General features: G+C 62.5%; 14 protein-coding genes. 5 read left to right on the forward strand and 9 right to left on the reverse strand.

What is annotated here, in order from left to right:
• Positions 1-7: 7 nt before the first annotated feature.
• The 3 genes from ACVOMB_RS02920 (at position 8) to ACVOMB_RS02930 (ending at position 4,776) form a co-directional block, all read left to right on the forward strand.
• Positions 8-886 (forward strand): alpha/beta fold hydrolase, encoded by an 879-nt coding sequence (locus ACVOMB_RS02920; protein ID WP_481529792.1) that lies wholly within the window; start codon positions 8-10, stop codon positions 884-886.
• Positions 883-1,368 (forward strand): MaoC family dehydratase, encoded by a 486-nt coding sequence (locus tag ACVOMB_RS02925; protein WP_481529793.1) that lies wholly within the window; start codon positions 883-885, stop codon positions 1,366-1,368. Before ACVOMB_RS02920 ends, ACVOMB_RS02925 begins: the two co-directional genes overlap by 4 nt.
• Before the next feature lie 69 nt (positions 1,369-1,437).
• Positions 1,438-4,776: a hybrid sensor histidine kinase/response regulator gene (locus ACVOMB_RS02930; protein WP_481529794.1), complete on the forward strand. Its 3,339-nt coding sequence runs from the start codon at positions 1,438-1,440 to the stop codon at positions 4,774-4,776.
• 52 nt (positions 4,777-4,828) lie between these two features.
• Here the strand turns inward: ACVOMB_RS02930 and ACVOMB_RS02935 are convergent, their stop codons facing one another.
• The gene (locus ACVOMB_RS02935; protein ID WP_481529795.1) at positions 4,829-5,503 is read right to left on the reverse strand and encodes a response regulator transcription factor; all 675 of its coding nucleotides are present in this window, start codon (positions 5,501-5,503) and stop codon (positions 4,829-4,831) included.
• 89 nt (positions 5,504-5,592) lie between these two features.
• Between ACVOMB_RS02935 and ACVOMB_RS02940 the strand changes: the two genes are divergently transcribed.
• Both ACVOMB_RS02940 and ACVOMB_RS02945 read left to right on the forward strand, forming a co-directional pair.
• Positions 5,593-7,434: a 3-hydroxybutyrate oligomer hydrolase family protein gene (locus ACVOMB_RS02940; protein ID WP_481529796.1), complete on the forward strand. Its 1,842-nt coding sequence runs from the start codon at positions 5,593-5,595 to the stop codon at positions 7,432-7,434.
• Positions 7,435-7,458: 24 nt separating this feature from the next.
• Positions 7,459-9,120 (forward strand): fatty acid--CoA ligase, encoded by a 1,662-nt coding sequence (locus ACVOMB_RS02945; protein ID WP_481529797.1) that lies wholly within the window; start codon positions 7,459-7,461, stop codon positions 9,118-9,120.
• Positions 9,121-9,642: 522 nt separating this feature from the next.
• Here the strand turns inward: ACVOMB_RS02945 and ACVOMB_RS02950 are convergent.
• From ACVOMB_RS02950 to ACVOMB_RS02985, 8 genes are all read right to left on the reverse strand, one after another.
• Positions 9,643-10,293 (reverse strand): DUF3413 domain-containing protein, encoded by a 651-nt coding sequence (locus ACVOMB_RS02950; RefSeq protein ID WP_481529798.1) that lies wholly within the window; start codon positions 10,291-10,293, stop codon positions 9,643-9,645.
• Between the two features lie 155 nt (positions 10,294-10,448).
• Positions 10,449-10,982 carry a DUF3011 domain-containing protein gene (locus tag ACVOMB_RS02955; protein WP_481529799.1) on the reverse strand — a complete coding sequence of 178 codons (534 nt, stop codon included), beginning with the start codon at positions 10,980-10,982 and terminating at the stop codon, positions 10,449-10,451.
• Positions 10,983-11,165: 183 nt separating this feature from the next.
• Positions 11,166-11,966, reverse strand: coding sequence for a MipA/OmpV family protein (locus tag ACVOMB_RS02960; RefSeq protein ID WP_481529800.1), 801 nt, complete (start codon positions 11,964-11,966; stop codon positions 11,166-11,168).
• Between the two features lie 136 nt (positions 11,967-12,102).
• The gene (locus ACVOMB_RS02965) at positions 12,103-13,395 is read right to left on the reverse strand and encodes an ATP-binding protein (RefSeq protein WP_481529801.1); all 1,293 of its coding nucleotides are present in this window, start codon (positions 13,393-13,395) and stop codon (positions 12,103-12,105) included.
• On the reverse strand, positions 13,392-14,123 hold the full coding sequence (locus tag ACVOMB_RS02970) for a winged helix-turn-helix domain-containing protein (RefSeq protein WP_481529802.1): 732 nt from the start codon (positions 14,121-14,123) through the stop codon (positions 13,392-13,394). The genes ACVOMB_RS02965 and ACVOMB_RS02970 overlap by 4 nt, the downstream gene beginning before the upstream one ends.
• Positions 14,124-14,625: 502 nt before the next feature.
• Positions 14,626-16,311 carry an amidohydrolase gene (locus ACVOMB_RS02975; protein WP_481529803.1) on the reverse strand — a complete coding sequence of 562 codons (1,686 nt, stop codon included), beginning with the start codon at positions 16,309-16,311 and terminating at the stop codon, positions 14,626-14,628.
• Between the two features lie 99 nt (positions 16,312-16,410).
• Positions 16,411-17,157 carry a glycine zipper 2TM domain-containing protein gene (locus ACVOMB_RS02980; RefSeq protein WP_481529804.1) on the reverse strand — a complete coding sequence of 249 codons (747 nt, stop codon included), beginning with the start codon at positions 17,155-17,157 and terminating at the stop codon, positions 16,411-16,413.
• Between the two features lie 118 nt (positions 17,158-17,275).
• A complete protein-coding gene (locus tag ACVOMB_RS02985; RefSeq protein WP_481529805.1) occupies positions 17,276-17,710 on the reverse strand; it encodes an OsmC family protein in 435 nt (144 codons plus the stop codon).
• Between the last annotated feature and the right edge of the window lie 254 nt (positions 17,711-17,964).

Below are 17,964 nucleotides of genomic sequence, written 5' to 3' on the forward strand. Positions count from 1 at the left end.
CACCTGCATGTCGCAGTCTTACGATGACCTGTACTGGAACAGCAACGATGGCCTGCGCCTGCACGCGCGCGACCATGCACCGGCCGCTGGGCAATCGCCCCGCGGCACGGTGGTCTGCATTCCCGGCCTGACCCGCAATGCCGCTGACTTCGATGCACTAGCCGAAACACTGACCTCGGTCGGCTGGCGCGTGCTCGCGGTCGATCTGCGCGGTCGTGCGGGTTCGGCACGTGCACCCGACCCGACCAGCTATAACCCGCGCGCCTACGCCGACGACATGGTGGCGCTGCTGCGTTCGCAGAACATTGCCAAGGCGGTGTTCATCGGCACCTCGCTGGGCGTGCTGGTCACCATCACCCTGGCCTCGCGCGCACCGGAGCTGATCGCAGCAGCGGTGCTCAACGACGCCGGCCCCAAGGTGCCACGCGAAGCCTTGGCACGGATCGGCAAGTACGCCGGCAAGCCCTTGCCACCGATGGATCTGGAGCAGGCAACCGCCTACGCCGAATCGATCGGCAAGGCCGCTTTCCCGCGCTTCACCACCGACGACTGGCGGGCAATGGCCTCACGCAGTTTCCGCCAACGCGACGATGGCTTGCTGGAGCTGGACTATGACCCGGCGATCATCCGCACCACCCGGCCGTGGGTGCTGTGGCTGTTGCGCCCGGTGCTGTGGCGCGCGGTGCGTGGACTGACTGCGCGCGTCCCGGTGCTGGTGGTACGTGGCGCGTTGTCGGACATCCTTCCCGCGGACGTAGCAAGGCAGATGGCTGCAAGCTCGCCATCGGCAAGCCTGGTCGAAGTACCCGATGTTGGCCATGCGCCAACCCTGTCCGAACCCGAGGCGCGCGATGCGATCCTTGCACTGCTGGAGCGCGTGCGATGAGCGCCACCAACGCGCCGCAGGAAATTCCAGCTGCCTTGCAGGCCCTGCAGCAATGGGCGGAAAACGAGCGCCTCGGCGTGAGCACGCGCGTATCGCAGTCACGCATCGACACCTTCGGCGAGGCCACCGGCGACCATAACTGGATCCACGTCGATCCGGTCCGCGCGAAGAACGAGCTGCCGGGCGGGCAGACCATCGCCCATGGCTTCCTGCTGCTCTCGCTCACGGTCGAAGAAGACGTGGCCGCCCTCGTCAGCTTCCCCGGCATCGCCCACGTGCTGAACTACGGCTTGAACAAGGTCCGTTTCCTCGCGCCGGTGCCCAGCGGCTCGGAGATCCGGGTGCGCTCGCGACTGGTGTCACTGGAATCCCGCCAGCCCGGGCAATGGCTGCTTACCCAACACAAGAGCGTGGAGCTGCTGCCCGGCGGCGAGGTGGCACTGGTCGCCGAGCAGCTGTCGCTGATCGTGATCGCCCCCTAGCCTCGACCTGGCCCACAGCGAGTGGCCGGCAGCCAGCACGCCGGCCACGGTTCTCTCTACACTGGAGCGATGTTGACGCCCTCCATCGTCCTGTTCGCCTGCATCGCGTGGACCGTGCTGCTGTTCGGCGTCGCCCTATGGGGTGAGCGCCAAGGCCACCGTCTCGGCAGGATCTGGCCTGCCATCTACGCCTTGTCTTTGGGCGTGCACTGCACCGCCTGGACGTACTACGGGGCCGCCTCGCAGGGCGTGCAATGGGGCTTCCCGATTCCGCCGACCTTGATCGGCATGGCACTGATCTTCGCCTTGGGTCTGCCATTCCTGGCACGGCTGGGCCGGCTGGCCAAACAACACAACAGCGCCACCATCGCCGACCTGGTGGTCGCGCGGCTGCGCACCGATCAGGGGCTGGGCGTGACCATCACTCTGGTTGCGCTGTTCGGCATCATTCCCTACATCGCGCTGCAACTCAAAGCGGTAAGCCAAGGCCTGAGCAGGCTACTCGGTGACCAGTTCGCTGCCAGCGGCTGGCAGCTGGACATGTCGTTCTGGTTCGCGCTGACGATGGCGGCGTTCACCATGCTGTTCGGCGCACGCAAGGCCTCGGCCACCGAGCACAACCGCGGCATCGTGGTGGCGCTGGGGCTGGAATCGCTGCTCAAGCTCGCAGCGTTGCTCGCGATTGGCCTGTATGCGGCAATCTCGGTGCATCGCGCGGGCACGCCGCTGCTGGAAAAGATGGCGCATCTGCCGCCACCGGCAGCAATTCCCGACTTCCTGACCATGGTCGCCCTGGGCGCGATGGCCGCGTTCACCCTGCCCCATCAGTTCCATGTCGGCGTGGTCGAGCTGCGCCAACCCTCCGACCTGAAGACCGCTCGCTGGTTGTTCCCGCTCTACCTGCTGTTGATCGGTCTGCCCTCGGTGCCGATGGCGTTGTCCGGTGCCGCGCAGCTCGGGGCCTCGGTATCACCTGATCTGTATGTACTGGCCTTGCCGCAGGAACGCGGCCACCACCTGCTGGCGCTGCTCGCCTATCTGGGCAGCCTGAGCGCGGCCACCGGCATGATGATCCTATCGGGACTGACTTTGTCGATCATGCTCGGCAACCACGGCTTTGGCTCGCATCTGCTGGCCGGGGTAAATGGCGGCGGCGACGCCGGTGCCGACCTGCGCCCGCGCGTGCTGGCATTCCGCCGCGCAGGCATCCTTGCCGTGTTCCTGATGTCGTGGCTGTACAGCCGTGCGATGAGCGGCACCGAAGCACTCAGCGATTTCGGCCTGATGTCATTCACTGCCTTGTCACAGCTGGCGCCGGCGGTGCTGCTGGCGGTGTATCGGCCGCGCACGCCATCGCCCGCAATCATGGCCGGCATCGTGCTGGGCTCGCTGGTCTGGCTGTGGCTGGTGTTGTTGCCGATGGTGATACCCGCACCGGATCCGGCTGCGGGCAGCGAAGGTTTGCATTGGCTTGCGCTGTTCTCGCTGCGCATGCAGCCCGGCCATATCGCCATCAGCATGAGCGTCAGCCTGGCGGTCAACCTGATCACGGTTGCGCTGGTATCGCGCGCGATACGCCCTTCCCTGCCATTGCAGCGGGACGCGGTGGCCGCAGCGTCGATGCGCAAGACCGCCGGACGCTTCCTCGGCCCGGAACGGGCGCGCCAGCTGATGGATGGGCACGACGGACAGATGCTGGACGACGAACGGGTCACCGCCATCGAGCGCGAGTTGACCGCCGTGGTTGGCGCCGGCATGGCGCGGCTGCTGGTCGAGGCCGCGCGTGATGGTGGCGCCGCGCCGCTGGATGCGGTCACCCGCGCCGTCGGCGAAGCGACACAGGCACTACGCTTCAACCAGCGCCTGCTGGAAGCCGCATTGGAAAACATGAGCCAAGGCATCAGCGTGGTCGATGCCCAGCTGCAGCTGGTGGCCTGGAACAGCCGCTATGCCGCGCTGTTCAAATTCCCGCCCGAACTGCTGCAGGTCGGGCAACCGGTTGCCAACCTCACCGCGTGGGCGTTGGGAGAACTGAAGATCAGCGAGGCCCCGGGCGACAACGTCGGCAAGGCGCTGACCCGGCGCATGGCGCATATGCGTCGCGGCACGCCGCATCTGTCCGAACGCATCTTTCCCGACAACACCATCGTCGAAATCCGTGGCAACCCGATGCCAGGTGGCGGCTATGTCGCCACCTTCACCGATGTCACCGCGTTCCGCATGGCCGAGGATGCGCTCAAGCGCAGCAACGAGACCCTGGAGCTGCGCGTGCAGGACCGCACCGCGCGACTGGAACAGGCCGTGCACGAAGCCGAACGCGCGAACGTGGCCAAGACCCGCTTCCTGACCGCCGTCGGCCACGACCTGATCCAACCCTTGCACGCCGCGCAGCTGCTCACCGATGCGATGTCGCAACACATCGAATCCGAGTTCCTCGACAGCTTCCTGCGCCAGATCCGCGGCGCCTTGGACTCCACCGATGACCTGCTGTCGGGCCTGCTGGATATTTCGCGATTGGAGGCCGGCGGGCTGGTCGCCGACCCGCGTCCGTTCGCGCTATCGACGGTGCTTGATCCCTTGGCACAGGAGTTCGCTGTGCTGGCAGCAGCACGCGGCCTGCAGTTCCGTTATGTGCGCAGCCACGTCTGGGTCCACAGCGACCCGCTACTACTACGCCGTGTGTTGCAGAATTTCCTCGCCAACGCCATCCGTTACACCCGTAGCGGCGGCGTGCTGCTCGGCGTGCGCCGCAATGGCAACACGCTGACCATCGGCGTGCATGACAGCGGCCCAGGCATCACCCCGGAGCAGCAGAGCATCGTGTTCGAGGAATTCCATCGCGGCGACCGCAGCAACGGTCAGGGGCTCGGCCTTGGCCTGGCGATTGCACGCCGTATCGCCGACCTGTTGCACGCCCCACTTGGTCTGCACAGCGTGGTCAATCGCGGCTCGGCGTTCTCCATCACGGTGTCGCGGGCAACACCGCCGTCTGCCTCACGCAATGAAACACCCGCCGGTAGCAACAGCACCATCAAGGGCACGCGTGTGCTGGTGGTCGACAATGATCCGGACGCGTTGGAAGCGATGCGGCAGATGCTGCTCGCCTGGGGCTGCGATGTCATCGCTGCCGACGACTCAAAGGCGGTTGATGGGCCAGCTGGCGAAGCTGCGCTGTGGTTGTTCGACTACCACCTTGATGATGACGATACCGGCGTCCAGCTCTGGAAGCGGCTTGTCGCCATGCATGGTCAACGGCCGACGGTGATCCTCAGCGCCGACACCGGCAGCGACACCCGCGAGGCGGTGCGTGAAGTCGGCCTGTCGCTGCTGAACAAACCCTTCAAACCGCTGGCGCTGCGCTGGGCGATCAATCATCTGCTGGCTACGCGCAGCACGGTCGAGACCTGATACGAAGCTGACACCGCTGGATATGCTGATCGGCCAGCAGCCGCGTCGCAGGTCAGGCGTCCTGCGCCTCTTCAATCTGCCGCGACGGATCGTTCAGACCCATTTCGTGCAGTACACGAATCGCCTGCGCGCGGTTGCGCACGCCGAGCCGGCCCATGATGCGGGTCATATGTGCCTTGATCGTGCGCAGCTGCACGCCAAGGCGATCGGCGATCTGCTTGTTGAGCAAGCCTTCGGCGACCAGACTCAGCACCTTGTACTGGTGCGCGGACAGGCTGGCCAAACGCGCGGCCAGATCGGCGTCTTTGCTGAAGGGTGCCACCCGCGCCACGGTTTCGCGCAGCATCGCTGGTATCCAGCGTTCACCATCCAGCACGGTCTGCAAGGCCTGCTGCAGGTCCACCAGCCCCGAGCTCTTGGGCAGATAGCCGGCAGCCCCAAGGTCGATCGCGCGGCGGATCACATGCGGCTCTTCATTGGCCGAGACGATGATGATCGCCAACCCCGGCTGCAAGGCGCGGATCGTCGCCAACCCGGCCAGTCCGTGATTGCCGGGCATATGCAGGTCCAGCAGCATCAGGTCGATCTGCTGGCCCTCGATCGCCTCCAGCACGCTGTCCAGCGAATCGGCCTCGCTGATCTGCAGATCATCAACCGCCTCTTCGGCCGCGCGATGCAAGGCAGCACGGAACAAGGGGTGATCGTCGGCAATGAGCAGGGTCGGCATGTCCAAGCGAGGTTAGCAAATTAGCCAGCGACCGGGCACGGGTACCTAGGTACGCTGGCACATACACACTGGCTTGCTAGTGTGGGGTGATGAACATCCCCCGCCCCGTTACCCTGCTTTGCGCCGCGCTGCCGCTATTGGGCTGCGTCTCCATCGCCCATGCCACCAAGCCCGGCCCGAACGCTGCTGGGCCCGTATTCGAGCAGTGGCGCGAAACCGAGCACCGCGGCAGCGACGATCTGCTGACCGCTGGGCTGGGGCTTGACGGCCTGCGCGCCACTGCCGCCCCGGCATTCACCAGCCCGGCCCAGCCGACCGCCGAAGAAGCCCGGCGCCGGGCGATCTGGAGCAGCTGGCGCGGTATCGCTGACCTTACTCTTGGCGGTGGTTTCGGCGACGTCTACGGCAATCTGCAGGCAGCACCGGGCCGGGAGTTCTCGGCCTATGCGCGCATCCCTGGCGCTCGCCAGCCCCATCGCGTACTGGTGCAGGTACCCGATGACTTCGATCCAAAGCGACGCTGCCTGGTAGCGACGGCCTCGTCCGGTTCGCGCGGCATCTATGGCGCGATCTCGGTGGCCGGCAGCTGGGGCCTGGCCCATGGCTGCGCTGTCGCCTATACCGACAAGGGCACCGGCAGCGACTATTACGATCTGGATGCCAAGAGTGGCTTCCAGGCCGACGGCACGCCTGCGACGCAAGGCGCACTGGCCTTCGCTCCGACCGATACCAAAGCCGCGCATGGCATTGCCTTCAAGCACGCCCATTCCGGCGACAACCCGGAAGCGGACTGGGGCCGGCATCTGCTGCAGGCACTGCAGTTCGGCCTGCAGGCGCTGGATCGCGCCTACCCGCAATCGGCACCGTTCACCCCGGCAAACACGCGCACACTGGGCGTAGGCGTTTCCAATGGTGGTGGCGCGGTGCTGCGTGCAGCCGAGATCGAAGGCGACTGGTTCGATGCAATGGTGGCAGGCGAGCCGAACGTCTCGGTAACCGGCGCACCGCCGCTCTACGACTTCGTCACCCAGTCAGCGCTACTGATGCCCTGCGCCCTGCTTGCGCTTGATGATCTGCCGCAACCGCCGATGCAGGCCCAGGCAGCGCCTGCATGGACCCAGCGTTGCGCCACGTTGGAAGCCGCCGGGCTGGTGCAAGGCGACGACACTGCCGCACAGGCGCAGTCGGCACGCCAGCAGCTGGCCGACGCCGGCCTGAGCGATGGCGCACTGCGCGCTGGTGCGTTTTCGACCGGATTCGACCTGTGGCGCGCAATCGCGGTGACCTATGCATCGGCCTATGGGCGCTACGGCGCTGGCGAACATCCCTGCGCTTACAGCTACTCCGCCGTTGGCGCCGACGGCAAGCCCGCTCCTGCGTCCGCAGAGCTACGCGCCAGCTGGTGGAGCGAAGGCAGCGGTATTCCACCGGGCAGTGGCGTTGTGCTGGTGGACGGCAATGCAGCCCAATCGGCGGATGACCCGCTGCGCGGGCTGAACTGCCTGCGTGCACTCGGCCTGGCTGACAGCGCCGATGCCAAACGCGTACGCGCCGGCATCGCCGACGCTGCCGCCAAGGCGCCGCGTCGGGGTCTGCCGATCGTAGTCATCCACGGTACCGACGACGGGCTGGTACCGATCAGCATGACCAGCGACCGCTACGTGCCGCTGGCACGCAAGGCTGGCGCGCAGATCGCCTATTGGCGGGTAAGCAACGGCCAGCACTTCGACTCGCTGCTGGCCTTCCCGGATTACCGCAAGCGCTATGTGCCGCTGCTGCCCTACATGTTCGCGGCAATGGACCAGGTATGGGATCACCTTGAAGATCCAGCGCGCGCCCTGCCACAGGATGCACTGATCCAGCCAACGCCGCGTGCCGAAGCACCGTTGCAGCGTTCGCAGCTGTCCATTCCCCCAGTCTCCGGCCGCTGACGCGCTGCCAACCAGGATATTCAGATGTCATTCGCTACAAGCTCAGACCATGCCGAATCCAGCGCTTACGCCTATCCGCTGCTGATCAAGCAGCTGCTGCACACACCGCTGGCGGTAAATCCTGATCAGGAGATCGTCTACGGCGACAAGGTCCGCTACAGCTACCGCACGTTGCAGGCGCGCATCGGCCAGCTAGCCGGTCTATTGACCTCACTGGGCGTGAAGCCCGGCGACACCGTGGCAGTGATGGACTGGGACAGCAACCGTTATCTGGAAAGCTATTTCGCGGTGCCGATGATCGGCGCCGTGCTGATGATGGTGAACGTTCGTCTGGCCCCGGAACAGATCGCCTATACGCTGAACCACAGTAGCGCGCGGGTGATCCTGGCAAACCGCGAGTTCCTTCAGGTACTGGAAAGCATCGACGAACAGCTGCCGGACTTACGTACACGGGTCCTGTTGGACGATGAAGGCGGCCCGCTGCCGGATGGCTTTGCCACCGAATACGAAGTGGGCCTGAAGCAAGCCGAGCCGATCGGCAATTTCCCCGACTTCGACGAAAACACCCGCGCCACCATGTTCTATACGACCGGCACCACCGGTCTGCCCAAGGGGGTCTACTTCAGCCATCGGCAACTGGTGCTGCATTCGCTGGCAGCGATGGCGGCACTCGGCAGCGCGCCCACGCAGGGCCGCCTGCACCGCGACGATGTGTACATGCCGATCACTCCGATGTTCCATGTGCACGCATGGGGCGTGCCGTATGTGGCCACCTTGATGGGCATCAAGCAGGTCTACCCGGGCCGCTACCTGCCGGGCAAGTTGCTGGAACTGATCGCGCGGGAGAAGGTCACGTTCTCGCATTGCGTGCCGACCATCCTGCATATGCTGCTTGCCCACTCCACTTCGGCAGATACCGATCTACGTGGCTGGAAGGTCATCATCGGCGGCGCGGCATTGCCACGCGCACTCTGTCAGCAGGCACTGGCGCGCGGTATTGATATCTTTGGCGGCTACGGCATGTCCGAGACCTGCCCTGTCCTGACACTCGCGCATATCGGCGCCGATGCATTGTCAGGCACCGACGAAGAGCTGTCGCTGCGCACCAAGGCCGGCATCCCGATACCGCTGGTGGATCTGCGCATTGTCGATGAAGCCATGAACGAGGTCGCCCACGATGGCATTGCCACCGGCGAAGTCGTGGTGCGCGCGCCCTGGCTCACTCAAGGTTATCTGCACAATCCAGATGCTTCGGCCACGTTATGGGAAGGCGGTTACCTGCATACAGGCGACATCGGCAACATCGACAGCGGTGGCTACTTGCGCGTCACCGACCGCATCAAGGACGTGATCAAGACCGGCGGCGAATGGATCTCCTCGCTCGCACTGGAAGACATCATCGCCATGCACCCGGCGGTCAATGAAGTCGCCGTCATCGGTATCGCCGACGCGAAATGGGGCGAGCGACCGCTGCCCTTGGTGGTAAAGCATGCCGACAGGGAGGTTACCGAAGCGGAGATCATCGAGCTGGTCGCCGCACGCAGCCGCGCAGGCGACATCTCCCGCTACGCGATCCCGGACCGCGTCAGCTTCGTCGGCGCGATAGAACGCACCAGCGTGGGCAAAATAAACAAGAAGAAATTGCGCAGCCTGCATGAGCAGCCTGCCCATATAGGCGGCAGTTGATCCAGGGGCTGGGAGCGGGTGCTAGCGCTGGCAAGCCTCCATCGCTACTTCCCGCCCCTAACTGTTGCTCCTCGGCCAAAACGCATAAAACGTTCCCGCCCCAAGTGTCGCCGCAACCAAGCAAACGAACGGAAGCCAGCTGATTGCCACGACAAAGCACAACGCGCTAAGAGACGAGAGCGGCTCCACCTCTTGCTGGGCAAGAACAAGTGAAGCACAGAGGATTTCATCAAGAATATGAAATGAAAGCTTGATGACAGAGTAGAACACCGATAGCGATAACAGCAGGGCCAGTGATCTCGATCTCATTCGAATTGAATCCATAGGTCCAGCCCATCCGGGCTTCATCGCTGGTATCACGCCAGCTGCAGGAGCGACGTGGGGAGAATTGGCCTTCCTGCTGCACTTAGCATCCAGATCCGCCGGATGAAGTGGCGTTGGGCGTCCAGCCACTGCGGCGAGGCGTTGAAGATTGCTTCTGTCCATAACCACGTGCCCTTCTGGCGGCCCTGCCTGAAATGATCAGTAATCGCTGAAATTGTCAGCGCCGTCGTCGCTCCCAACCCGCTCAACTGAGAACGATCGATAGAACGGAAAGACATGCCCATAGCTGGGAATCAAGCCGCGTTGATAGGAACTTTCAAACGCATGCAGCGCGTGAGACAAGAGCAGCGCAACCACAATGGCGCAGTAGCTCTGCCGGCAATGCGTTGCAGAAAGAAAGCCAACGATCGCTCGCCGGGTTGCGGCCAATGCGACCAGCTGAATCGCGACACTTGCAGCTAGTAGCCACAGCCAATATGAGCTCAAACCCAGGTCTATATCGGCTAACACATGCCGCAGATGCTCACCCAAGGTGTGGCCCCTTGAGTAGGGAATGTAATCCCGCGTCCCAATGGCATCGTGGAGCAACATCACCGTAAGGGTAGATCCGGCTAGAAGGCCTGCGTATCGAAAGGCTTTGGGGCGAGCACACGCCAATGTGCAATGAAGCAGCAAGCCCATGATCGCGAACGAACCGAGCCACCCCAAGTGTGTGCAAACCAGGTAGAAAACGACGATCGGAGTGTTCGATGGCATGGAGATACCCAGCCAGTAGCTGCTCCCGACAGCCACAAAGGCAAGGGCGTTCATAAGCCAGAATCGCGTGGCCCACGACAGATTGATCTTCAAGCGACTTACACGTTCATTGCATCGCGTATGAGTTGACATTCTGAATTTGATTCAGATTCGATGTGTCACGGTCAACGGCAGTCACATCGGGAAATGGACTGCCGAGGTTGACCGCAATCGTAGAAGAGGTGCGATCGGATCAAGCTTGCCTGGAGCTAGTCCACCCGAAAATCCGCACGGCACCCTTTGCTGACCCAGATGCCACGACGATTCCATCCCCAGCTTTCGCCTTCCACGCAAGTGGACACGGACAGCTGCCTGACCAAGCGGACGTCATCGTAGATTCTTACCGGGCAGTGTTTGCGCCGATGCTCATTCGAACTGCAACTGACCAATGACCCTTCGTCGTCCCAATCGCGGCCAGGCCAGCCACCGCCGCGGCGCCTATCCGAGACAAACTCCGCCCGGCAACCATCGGTGACCCACACTCCGCCTCGTGCGGCGCCCCAGTTATCACCTTCGATACATTCTGTACGAGAAATCTGCCGCGACAGTCTGGGTCTCCCGGAAATTGAGCAGTACTCCGTTTCCCCAATGCGTGACTCGCAGCGCACTGGCCACTCCTGGTGGTGTGCGGTTGAAACATCGTCTGATGCCTGGGCACTTCCGATCGCGAGGCCGATGCCAATGATGGCCATCAGCCAATTCTTTGAGGTTTTTTGCAAGCACTTCATACCTTTCCTATTCATTGCGAAGGACGTGCTTCAAGCGCCGTCACTTCGATGTCAATCTCGCCTTCCAGTGGCAGCCCGGCCGTGTTGATCCCAAGTTGGAGCACTCAAACCTCTACTCAGTCAGCACTCAACACGTGGCGTCGTCTCGGTCGAAATCTGGCAGCGGCGGTCGATCAACCGCTACCGCACCTCCTGCCATCAGAAACTGTGGCTATAGCCAGTCATCAAACCGAACTGATTCGCCTTCTGAACAATCGGGCTCTTTGCCGCGTCTCCAAGCAGTCGCTTGGCCTCCGCCGAGACAAACCAATTGCCGTTCTTTCCGGCCTGGCGGCTCCACTTCAGGCCAACACCCGCGCTGACCAGCCCGGCATCGGGGGTGTGCTTGGCAAAGCCGGTTCGCCGCGCCTGCGCCTGGGTCACGCCGTACCATGTCTGCAGGTAGCCGCTGTCGCCGTACTCCGTGGACACCGACCCACTGATCGCGCCACCTGCAAAATCAAACAGCGGCATCTCCACGCTGAGCTGGCCTTGCTTGGTTGCAAGCCCATTTTCTCCGCGATCCTTGTCCTGTGGCGCATATTGCACAGACGCGCTGATCACCGCCTCGCCGATGGTGTAGCCGCCCGCTATGCCAACAAGTGCCCGCGACTTGATATCGCCCATTCCACGGAGATAATCCGATCCACCGAAAATGGAATCCTTGTCCTGTCGGATACCGCTGGCCCCGATATATCCGCGGACCTTGGCGTTGTCCCCAATTGCAGTCCCCCAGCCCAAACCGCTCGTTCCGAAGAACCAGCCACCGGGCGCGGAGACATCAAACGACAGTATGGGTGCAGCCTGATATTCCTTGCTTCCGCTATAACGGGGAACAGCGCCCGCTCCAGCAGCCAGCTCGAACTTCCAGCCGTCGTCCTTTGCGTGCGCGAATTCGATGGATGCAAAAGGCAGAGCAACAAGCAGAGCAAGGAAAGATGTGTGACGTAGGGGAAACATAGCGACTCTCTTGATAGAAGAAATCGCAGCAAAATCAGTTCATCGCTGCGAGGTCGCTAGGATTCCAGTTCGAATTTATCCAATCTCGCTCATGGCATGCGCCATTTGTAAACAAATGTAAATTCCGCCAAACCGTTCATCTCACGCTAATCGGCCATTGCATCTCTACGCGTGCTCCGCCAATAGCTGAACGGTCTATTCGAAGGAGCCCGCGGTGCCGCTTGGCGATACGGTCGGAAATCGCCAACCCCAGTCCGAACCCTCCTGTATCGCGGCTGCGGCTGACGTCCGAGCGGGTGAATGGGCGCAGCATCCGCTCCCGGTCACCTTCAGGAATTCCGTCCCCATCATCGTCCACCCGCAACTGCAGCAGGCCATCGATCTCCACCAGTGATACCTGCACAGAGGTTCTGGCATGTCTTACCGCATTACCGATCAGGTTGCTTAGTGCCAGCCGCAGAAGGCGAGGATTACCGAACAAGCACTCGACCTCCGTCTGGACTTGGATGCCAATGCCGTGTGACTCCGCGCCTCGCACAGCGTCCTCGGTGCTCTCCTGCAGCCAATCCCTGGCCGGCACCAAGAGAAAGTCGTCAATTTCTTCATGGTGATCAAGTCGCTCATAGGTGAGCAGCTCACCGACCAATTGATTGAGCTCAGCAACATCACTTCGCAAACCCTTCGCCAGATGCTCCCGACGCAGCGCGTCGTTGCTCTCGCATATCATTTCTATACCAAAAGAAAGACGTGCCAACGGCGTGCGGAGCTCATGCGACATGGCATGGGTCAGATCGCGCTGACGCTGTACGAGCTCGGCCACCCGGTCCGCCATGCGATTGGAGTGCTCGATCATTACCCGCATCTGCGATCTAGCAGAAACCTTTACTCTCGCACCAAGGTCGCCTGACCCGATGCGGTCGGTATGTTCGCGCAGTGTTTCCAGATCACGCCAGAGAACTCGAACCCAGACGTAGACGCCGCCCCCCAGCACCGCCAGGACGCCCGCGTAGGCCACCAGATTCAGGTAGAAAATCATCGAAGGGGTGCCGGACAGCTTCATGCTCAGCCATTTTCCATCTGGCCGAAGCGGCTCCAGCGGAGCAAGTAGAACCTTGAATTCATCTCGCATCACCATTCCATGGTCCTGCAACTGCGCAAGCTCCGCTGGGCTCAGCATGGGGCGCTCATCGAGCAGTTCCACGCCAATCCCATAGTTGGGCGCGGTGCGCATCAGCTCGCCCCTCTGTGCCGCCGGATTCAGACCCGACAGGTCCTTGCGTATCGCGTAGATCTGCCCGCGCATCTGCTCGGAGAATGCGCGCTGCGAGGTCGGTAAGTAGACCCGATCGAGAACCAGGTTGAGCACACCAACGGATACCAGAACGCACAAACTGACCGCCAGCCATAACCGAAAGAAGAGCCGCTTCATGCCGACCATGCCATCGGATTGAACTGATACCCATGGCCCCAGACGGTCATTATCCGGCGCGACTCGCGGCCGTCATCACCCAGTTTACGGCGCAGCTTTCCTACGCAGACATCAACAGTCCGATCTTGACCGTCAAACCCAATGCCCCGCACCGACAATAGAATCTGCTCTCTGCTGAGCACTTGTCCGGGCTGACTGGCCAGCAGCCAAAGCACTTCGAACTCGATCGTACCCAGCTCGACAGTGTTGCTGCTCAGCTGCACCCTTCGTTGCAACCTATCAATGAGCAGCTCTCCATACTTCAATCTTTCAGATGCACATACTCTGCCTTGGCGACGACGCAACAATGCACGCAAGCGGGCAAGCAGCAAGCGCGGCTCGACCGGCTTATGCACATAATCATCGGCGCCGGATTCCAGTCCGAGGACCTGGTCCACATCGCTCTCGCAAGCGGTAAGCATCAGGATCGGAACGTCTGAGAACGCCCGGATCTGTCGGCACACATCCATTCCGGATAGGCCGGGCAGCATGAGATCAAGCACCACTACGTCGGGTGCAAATTCGCGGCATGCGCCGCTGGCCTCATCGCCTCGCCACACATGCTCTACAGCAAAGCCATGCTCCCGCAGGTACTCCCCTATCAACCCAGCTAAACGTCGATCATCTTCGATCAAAAGTACTTGGAACGATTCGCTCAGGATCGCTGAGTCGATGAAATGCCTGCTCATCAAGGGGGCTTCAATTCGGAGATTGGGGTCGGCCTCACGAATGTGTGTAAGAGAAATTACCCTCTATCTCGCGAGAATTCCTAAATTCCCATAGAGAAATCGCTACAGTCAATTGCGATGGCGCTCTTTTCTGAATGGCAAATGATTGACACTAGGTCTTGATGATCCATGGGAAGCTCGATCAACTCAAAACATGCACGTTGCAGGTGGACAAACAGCGGCTGAGCTACACCAGCATTGCTGCTGCAACTGGTGGTGTTTACCGGTAGAGCCTCTGCCGAGCATGGCTCGGCACTACCTTGCTCTGTTTGTAGGAGCGGCGTCAGCCGCGAAGCTGAGGGCAATGAAATTACCCGCATCCCTGTAATCAGATGAACTGTGAGCTTCGCGGCTTACGCCGCTCCTACAGCTGACGGCAAGTGTCGGTAAGGCCTCTGCCGAGCATGGCTCGGCACTACCCTGCTGCGCTTGATTGAACCGTATTCCTGCAACAACTAGGGTTTCAACCCTCCGGCGTGGCTGCGGCCTTGTAAACCGGCTCACCATCGACCCAGGTCGACAGCACCTTCAGATCATCGAGCTGATCAGCAGCGACTTTCAACGGATCGCGATCCAGCACCACGAAGTCCGCACGCAGCCCACGCTGCAGCATGCCGACCTGGGCTTCGTCGTGGCCCGCCCAGGCTGCGTCGCTGGTGAAGCCGCGTAGCGCTTCGGCCGCGCTCAAGCGCTGCTCCGGCTGCCAGCCACCTGGCGGCTGGCCATCGCGGTCCTGGCGCGTCACTGCCGCATACAGGCCCAGCCGCGGGTCAACCTGCTCCACCGGGAAGTCCGAACCCAATGCCAGCCGTGCGCCGCTGTGCAGGAAGCGCTGCCAGGCATAGGCGCCGAGGATGCGTTCCGGTCCAACCCGTTGCTCGGCCCAGCCCATGTCCGAGGTGGCGTGGGTCGGCTGCATCGAGGCGATCACGCCGAGCTTGGCGAAACGCGGGATGTCCTGCAGCGACACCACCTGCGAGTGCTCGATACGCCAGCGGTGATCGTTGTCTTTGTGGGTGCCCAGCACCTTCTCGTAGGTATCCAGCACGATGCGGTTGCCGCGATCACCGATGGCGTGGGTGGCGACCTGCACCTTGCAACCGTCAGCCTTGCGCACGGCGGCTTCGAACTCCTCCGGTGAGGTCATCAGCAGGCCGTGGTTGTGCGGGTCGTCGCTGTAGGCGGTGAGCAGTGCCGCGCCCCGGCTGCCCAGGGCACCATCCATATACAGCTTGACCCCGTGCATCTGCAGGCGGCCGCCCGGATGGGCGTACAGGCCGGCCTTGCACAGGTCCTCCAATGCTTCGTTGTTGCCATCGGCATAGGCGTCGATGCGCAGCGGCAGCTTGCCCTGGTCGGCCAGACGCTTCATCAGCGTCAGGTCCTCGCGCGACACGCCCATGTCGTGCACACCGGTCAGACCATTGCTGACCGCCGCCTGCAGTGCTGCTTGCAGACGCTTTTCGCGCGAAGCATCGTCCAGCGCTGGGATCTGCGCATAGACCAATGATGCGGCGCCATCGACCAGCACTCCACTCGGCTTGCCAGCGGCATCGCGCAGGATGCGCCCGCCCTCCGGTTGCCACTCACCGGACAAGGATTTTCCCGCCTTCTCGGCGATGTGAATGGCCGCGCTGTTGACCCAGCCGGCATGGCCGTCGACGCGTTCCAGATACACCGGACGCTGCGGGAACGCAGCATCCAGATCGGCAGCGGTGGGGAAATCGGTGTTGTCCCAGCGGTTCTGGTCCCAGCCGCGGCCCAGCAGCCATTCACCGGGCGCCAGGGTTTTCTCGAAGGCCTTCAGCCGCGCCAGCACTTCACCACGGTTGCGCGCTCCGGTCAGATCGGCCTGCATCAAGGTGTTGCCCAGGCCCATGATGTGGGCGTGGGCGTCGATCAGGCCCGGCACCACGGTCGCGTCACCCACGTCGATGCGCGGTGCCTGCGGGTACAACTGCAGCAGCGCATCGGCGCTGCCCACATCCAGTACCTTGCCGCTGTCACTTTCCCAGGCGATTGCACCGACCACCGGCTGCGCCGGGTCGCCGGTGCGAATGGTATCGGCCACCAGCAGCTTGACCTCGGCCTGGGCCGGGACTGCATGCAGGCAAGGGAGCAACAGGGCTACACAGGCAATACGACGCATCAGGCACTCTCCGCAACGGAATGCGTGGACTATGCCGTCATCGGCCCAACCTGACAAACCGTGCCCCGCACCTCATGCGGGCAGAAACGCCCGCTACGCTCAGTCGGCGCTTACGTCCACGCGTACGCGGATCTGCTCGCCCGGGTGGTAATCGCGATGGGTGTGGTACTGCCGGCCGGCGTATTCGTAGGTGACGTCGTAACCGTCGACCCGCTCGCTCTCGCTGCCATACCCTGTCGGCTCGCAAACGCGTACGTCACCGCGCTGGTAGTTGGGCCGGCTGTTGGCCTCGTAGATGGCACGCCCGGCGGCACCGCCGGCAATGGTGCCGACCGCGGTGCCCAGGAAGCGGCCATCACCGCCGCCGATGCGGCTGCCCAGCACTGCACCAGCCAAGCCGCCGATCACCGTCGCCCACTGGCGACCGCTTTCGTTGCCCTGCCGGTACTGGCCGTTGTCGTAGCCACGCTGGTCATAGCCGTCATTTCGATAGCCGTTGTTGTTGCCGTAGCCGTTGTTGCCATAGCCGCCGGCCTGATAACCATTGTTGTTATCCACATAACCGCCATCGTTGCGCTCATAGCAGCGCTCATTGCGGCCCTGGCTGCCGTTGACGATGACCGGATCCACCCGCACAACCCGCGCGTAGTCGTACACCGCACCGTTACCGGCGTTGTCACCGCCGCGGTACTGACCATCGTCATAGCGCGGGTCCGGCCGGTACTGACCATCATCGTAAGAACCGTTGGGACGATACTGGCCGTCGTCATAACGCTGCGCGGACGCATTGGAGGCGACCAGACCACCGACAATCAGGACAGCGGCAACAGCTAGCGAGCGACTCATGGCAGTAACCACTCCGGCTGGAATGAGGAACGAGGGATGAGCGATGCTCAGGCGCGACGGGTGAAACGATCCTGAACCGGCCCGGCCAGCGTTGAACGCTCGCCGGGCCGGAGCCAAATCAGGCCGAAAACTCGGTATCCAGGCTGATCGGCACCGCGCTCAGTGCCTTGGAGATCGGACAGTTCTGCTTGGCGTCATCGGCAATTGCGCGGAACCGGATCTCGTCCAGGCCCGGCACCACCGCCTTTACCTTGAGCCGGATCTGCGACAGCTGCGGGCCGCCCTCCATCGACAGGTCGACATCGGCACGGGTGTCCAACGAGGTCGGCGGGAAGCCGGCTTCGCTGAGCTTGGCCGACAGCGCCATGGTGAAGCAGCCGGCGTGTGCGGCAGCAATCAGTTCTTCGGGGTTGGTGCCCTTCTCATCGCCGAAGCGACTGTTGAAGGCATAGCGGGTGTTCTCCATCAAACCGCTCTGCGGCGTACTCAAGCGGCCCTGCCCGGTCTTCAGATCGCCTTCCCAGTGTGCGGTGGCGTGACGCGAAATACCCATGGTCGAACTCCTCGTGGTGGATGGCCGGGCCAGCCTAAACCACAGCGTGTTAGTGGTTTGTGCGCCGCAGCCATCGGCACAACGGCGTGCCCGTCGAGCGCGGGCAACACCGCGATTGATCGCAGTCCAACCCGGTTTTTGCATGACTTCCAGCACCGATTTGTTGTCCAAATACGTCCAGAACCAATTTTTATGGGCTTTTTCTTCGATTACCTATTGGCGTCACGCAATTCATGCCCTACATTTCGCTTGCC

Source organism: Stenotrophomonas sp. STEN018, from assembly GCF_056760235.1.

What these genes read in the sequence shown, in the direction of transcription:
- ACVOMB_RS02920 (WP_481529792.1), top strand. Translation starts at nt 8, where the DNA reads ATGTCGCAGTCTTACGATGACCTGTACTGGAACAGCAACGATGGCCTG.
- ACVOMB_RS02925 (WP_481529793.1), top strand. Translation starts at nt 883, where the DNA reads ATGAGCGCCACCAACGCGCCGCAGGAAATTCCAGCTGCCTTGCAGGCC.
- ACVOMB_RS02930 (WP_481529794.1), top strand. Translation starts at nt 1,438, where the DNA reads ATGTTGACGCCCTCCATCGTCCTGTTCGCCTGCATCGCGTGGACCGTG.
- ACVOMB_RS02935 (WP_481529795.1), bottom strand. Translation starts at nt 5,503, where the DNA reads ATGCCGACCCTGCTCATTGCCGACGATCACCCCTTGTTCCGTGCTGCC.
- ACVOMB_RS02940 (WP_481529796.1), top strand. Translation starts at nt 5,593, where the DNA reads ATGAACATCCCCCGCCCCGTTACCCTGCTTTGCGCCGCGCTGCCGCTA.
- ACVOMB_RS02945 (WP_481529797.1), top strand. Translation starts at nt 7,459, where the DNA reads ATGTCATTCGCTACAAGCTCAGACCATGCCGAATCCAGCGCTTACGCC.
- ACVOMB_RS02955 (WP_481529799.1), bottom strand. Translation starts at nt 10,982, where the DNA reads ATGAATAGGAAAGGTATGAAGTGCTTGCAAAAAACCTCAAAGAATTGG.
- ACVOMB_RS02960 (WP_481529800.1), bottom strand. Translation starts at nt 11,966, where the DNA reads ATGTTTCCCCTACGTCACACATCTTTCCTTGCTCTGCTTGTTGCTCTG.
- ACVOMB_RS02965 (WP_481529801.1), bottom strand. Translation starts at nt 13,395, where the DNA reads ATGAAGCGGCTCTTCTTTCGGTTATGGCTGGCGGTCAGTTTGTGCGTT.
- ACVOMB_RS02970 (WP_481529802.1), bottom strand. Translation starts at nt 14,123, where the DNA reads ATGAGCAGGCATTTCATCGACTCAGCGATCCTGAGCGAATCGTTCCAA.
- ACVOMB_RS02975 (WP_481529803.1), bottom strand. Translation starts at nt 16,311, where the DNA reads ATGCGTCGTATTGCCTGTGTAGCCCTGTTGCTCCCTTGCCTGCATGCA.
- ACVOMB_RS02980 (WP_481529804.1), bottom strand. Translation starts at nt 17,157, where the DNA reads ATGAGTCGCTCGCTAGCTGTTGCCGCTGTCCTGATTGTCGGTGGTCTG.
- ACVOMB_RS02985 (WP_481529805.1), bottom strand. Translation starts at nt 17,710, where the DNA reads ATGGGTATTTCGCGTCACGCCACCGCACACTGGGAAGGCGATCTGAAG.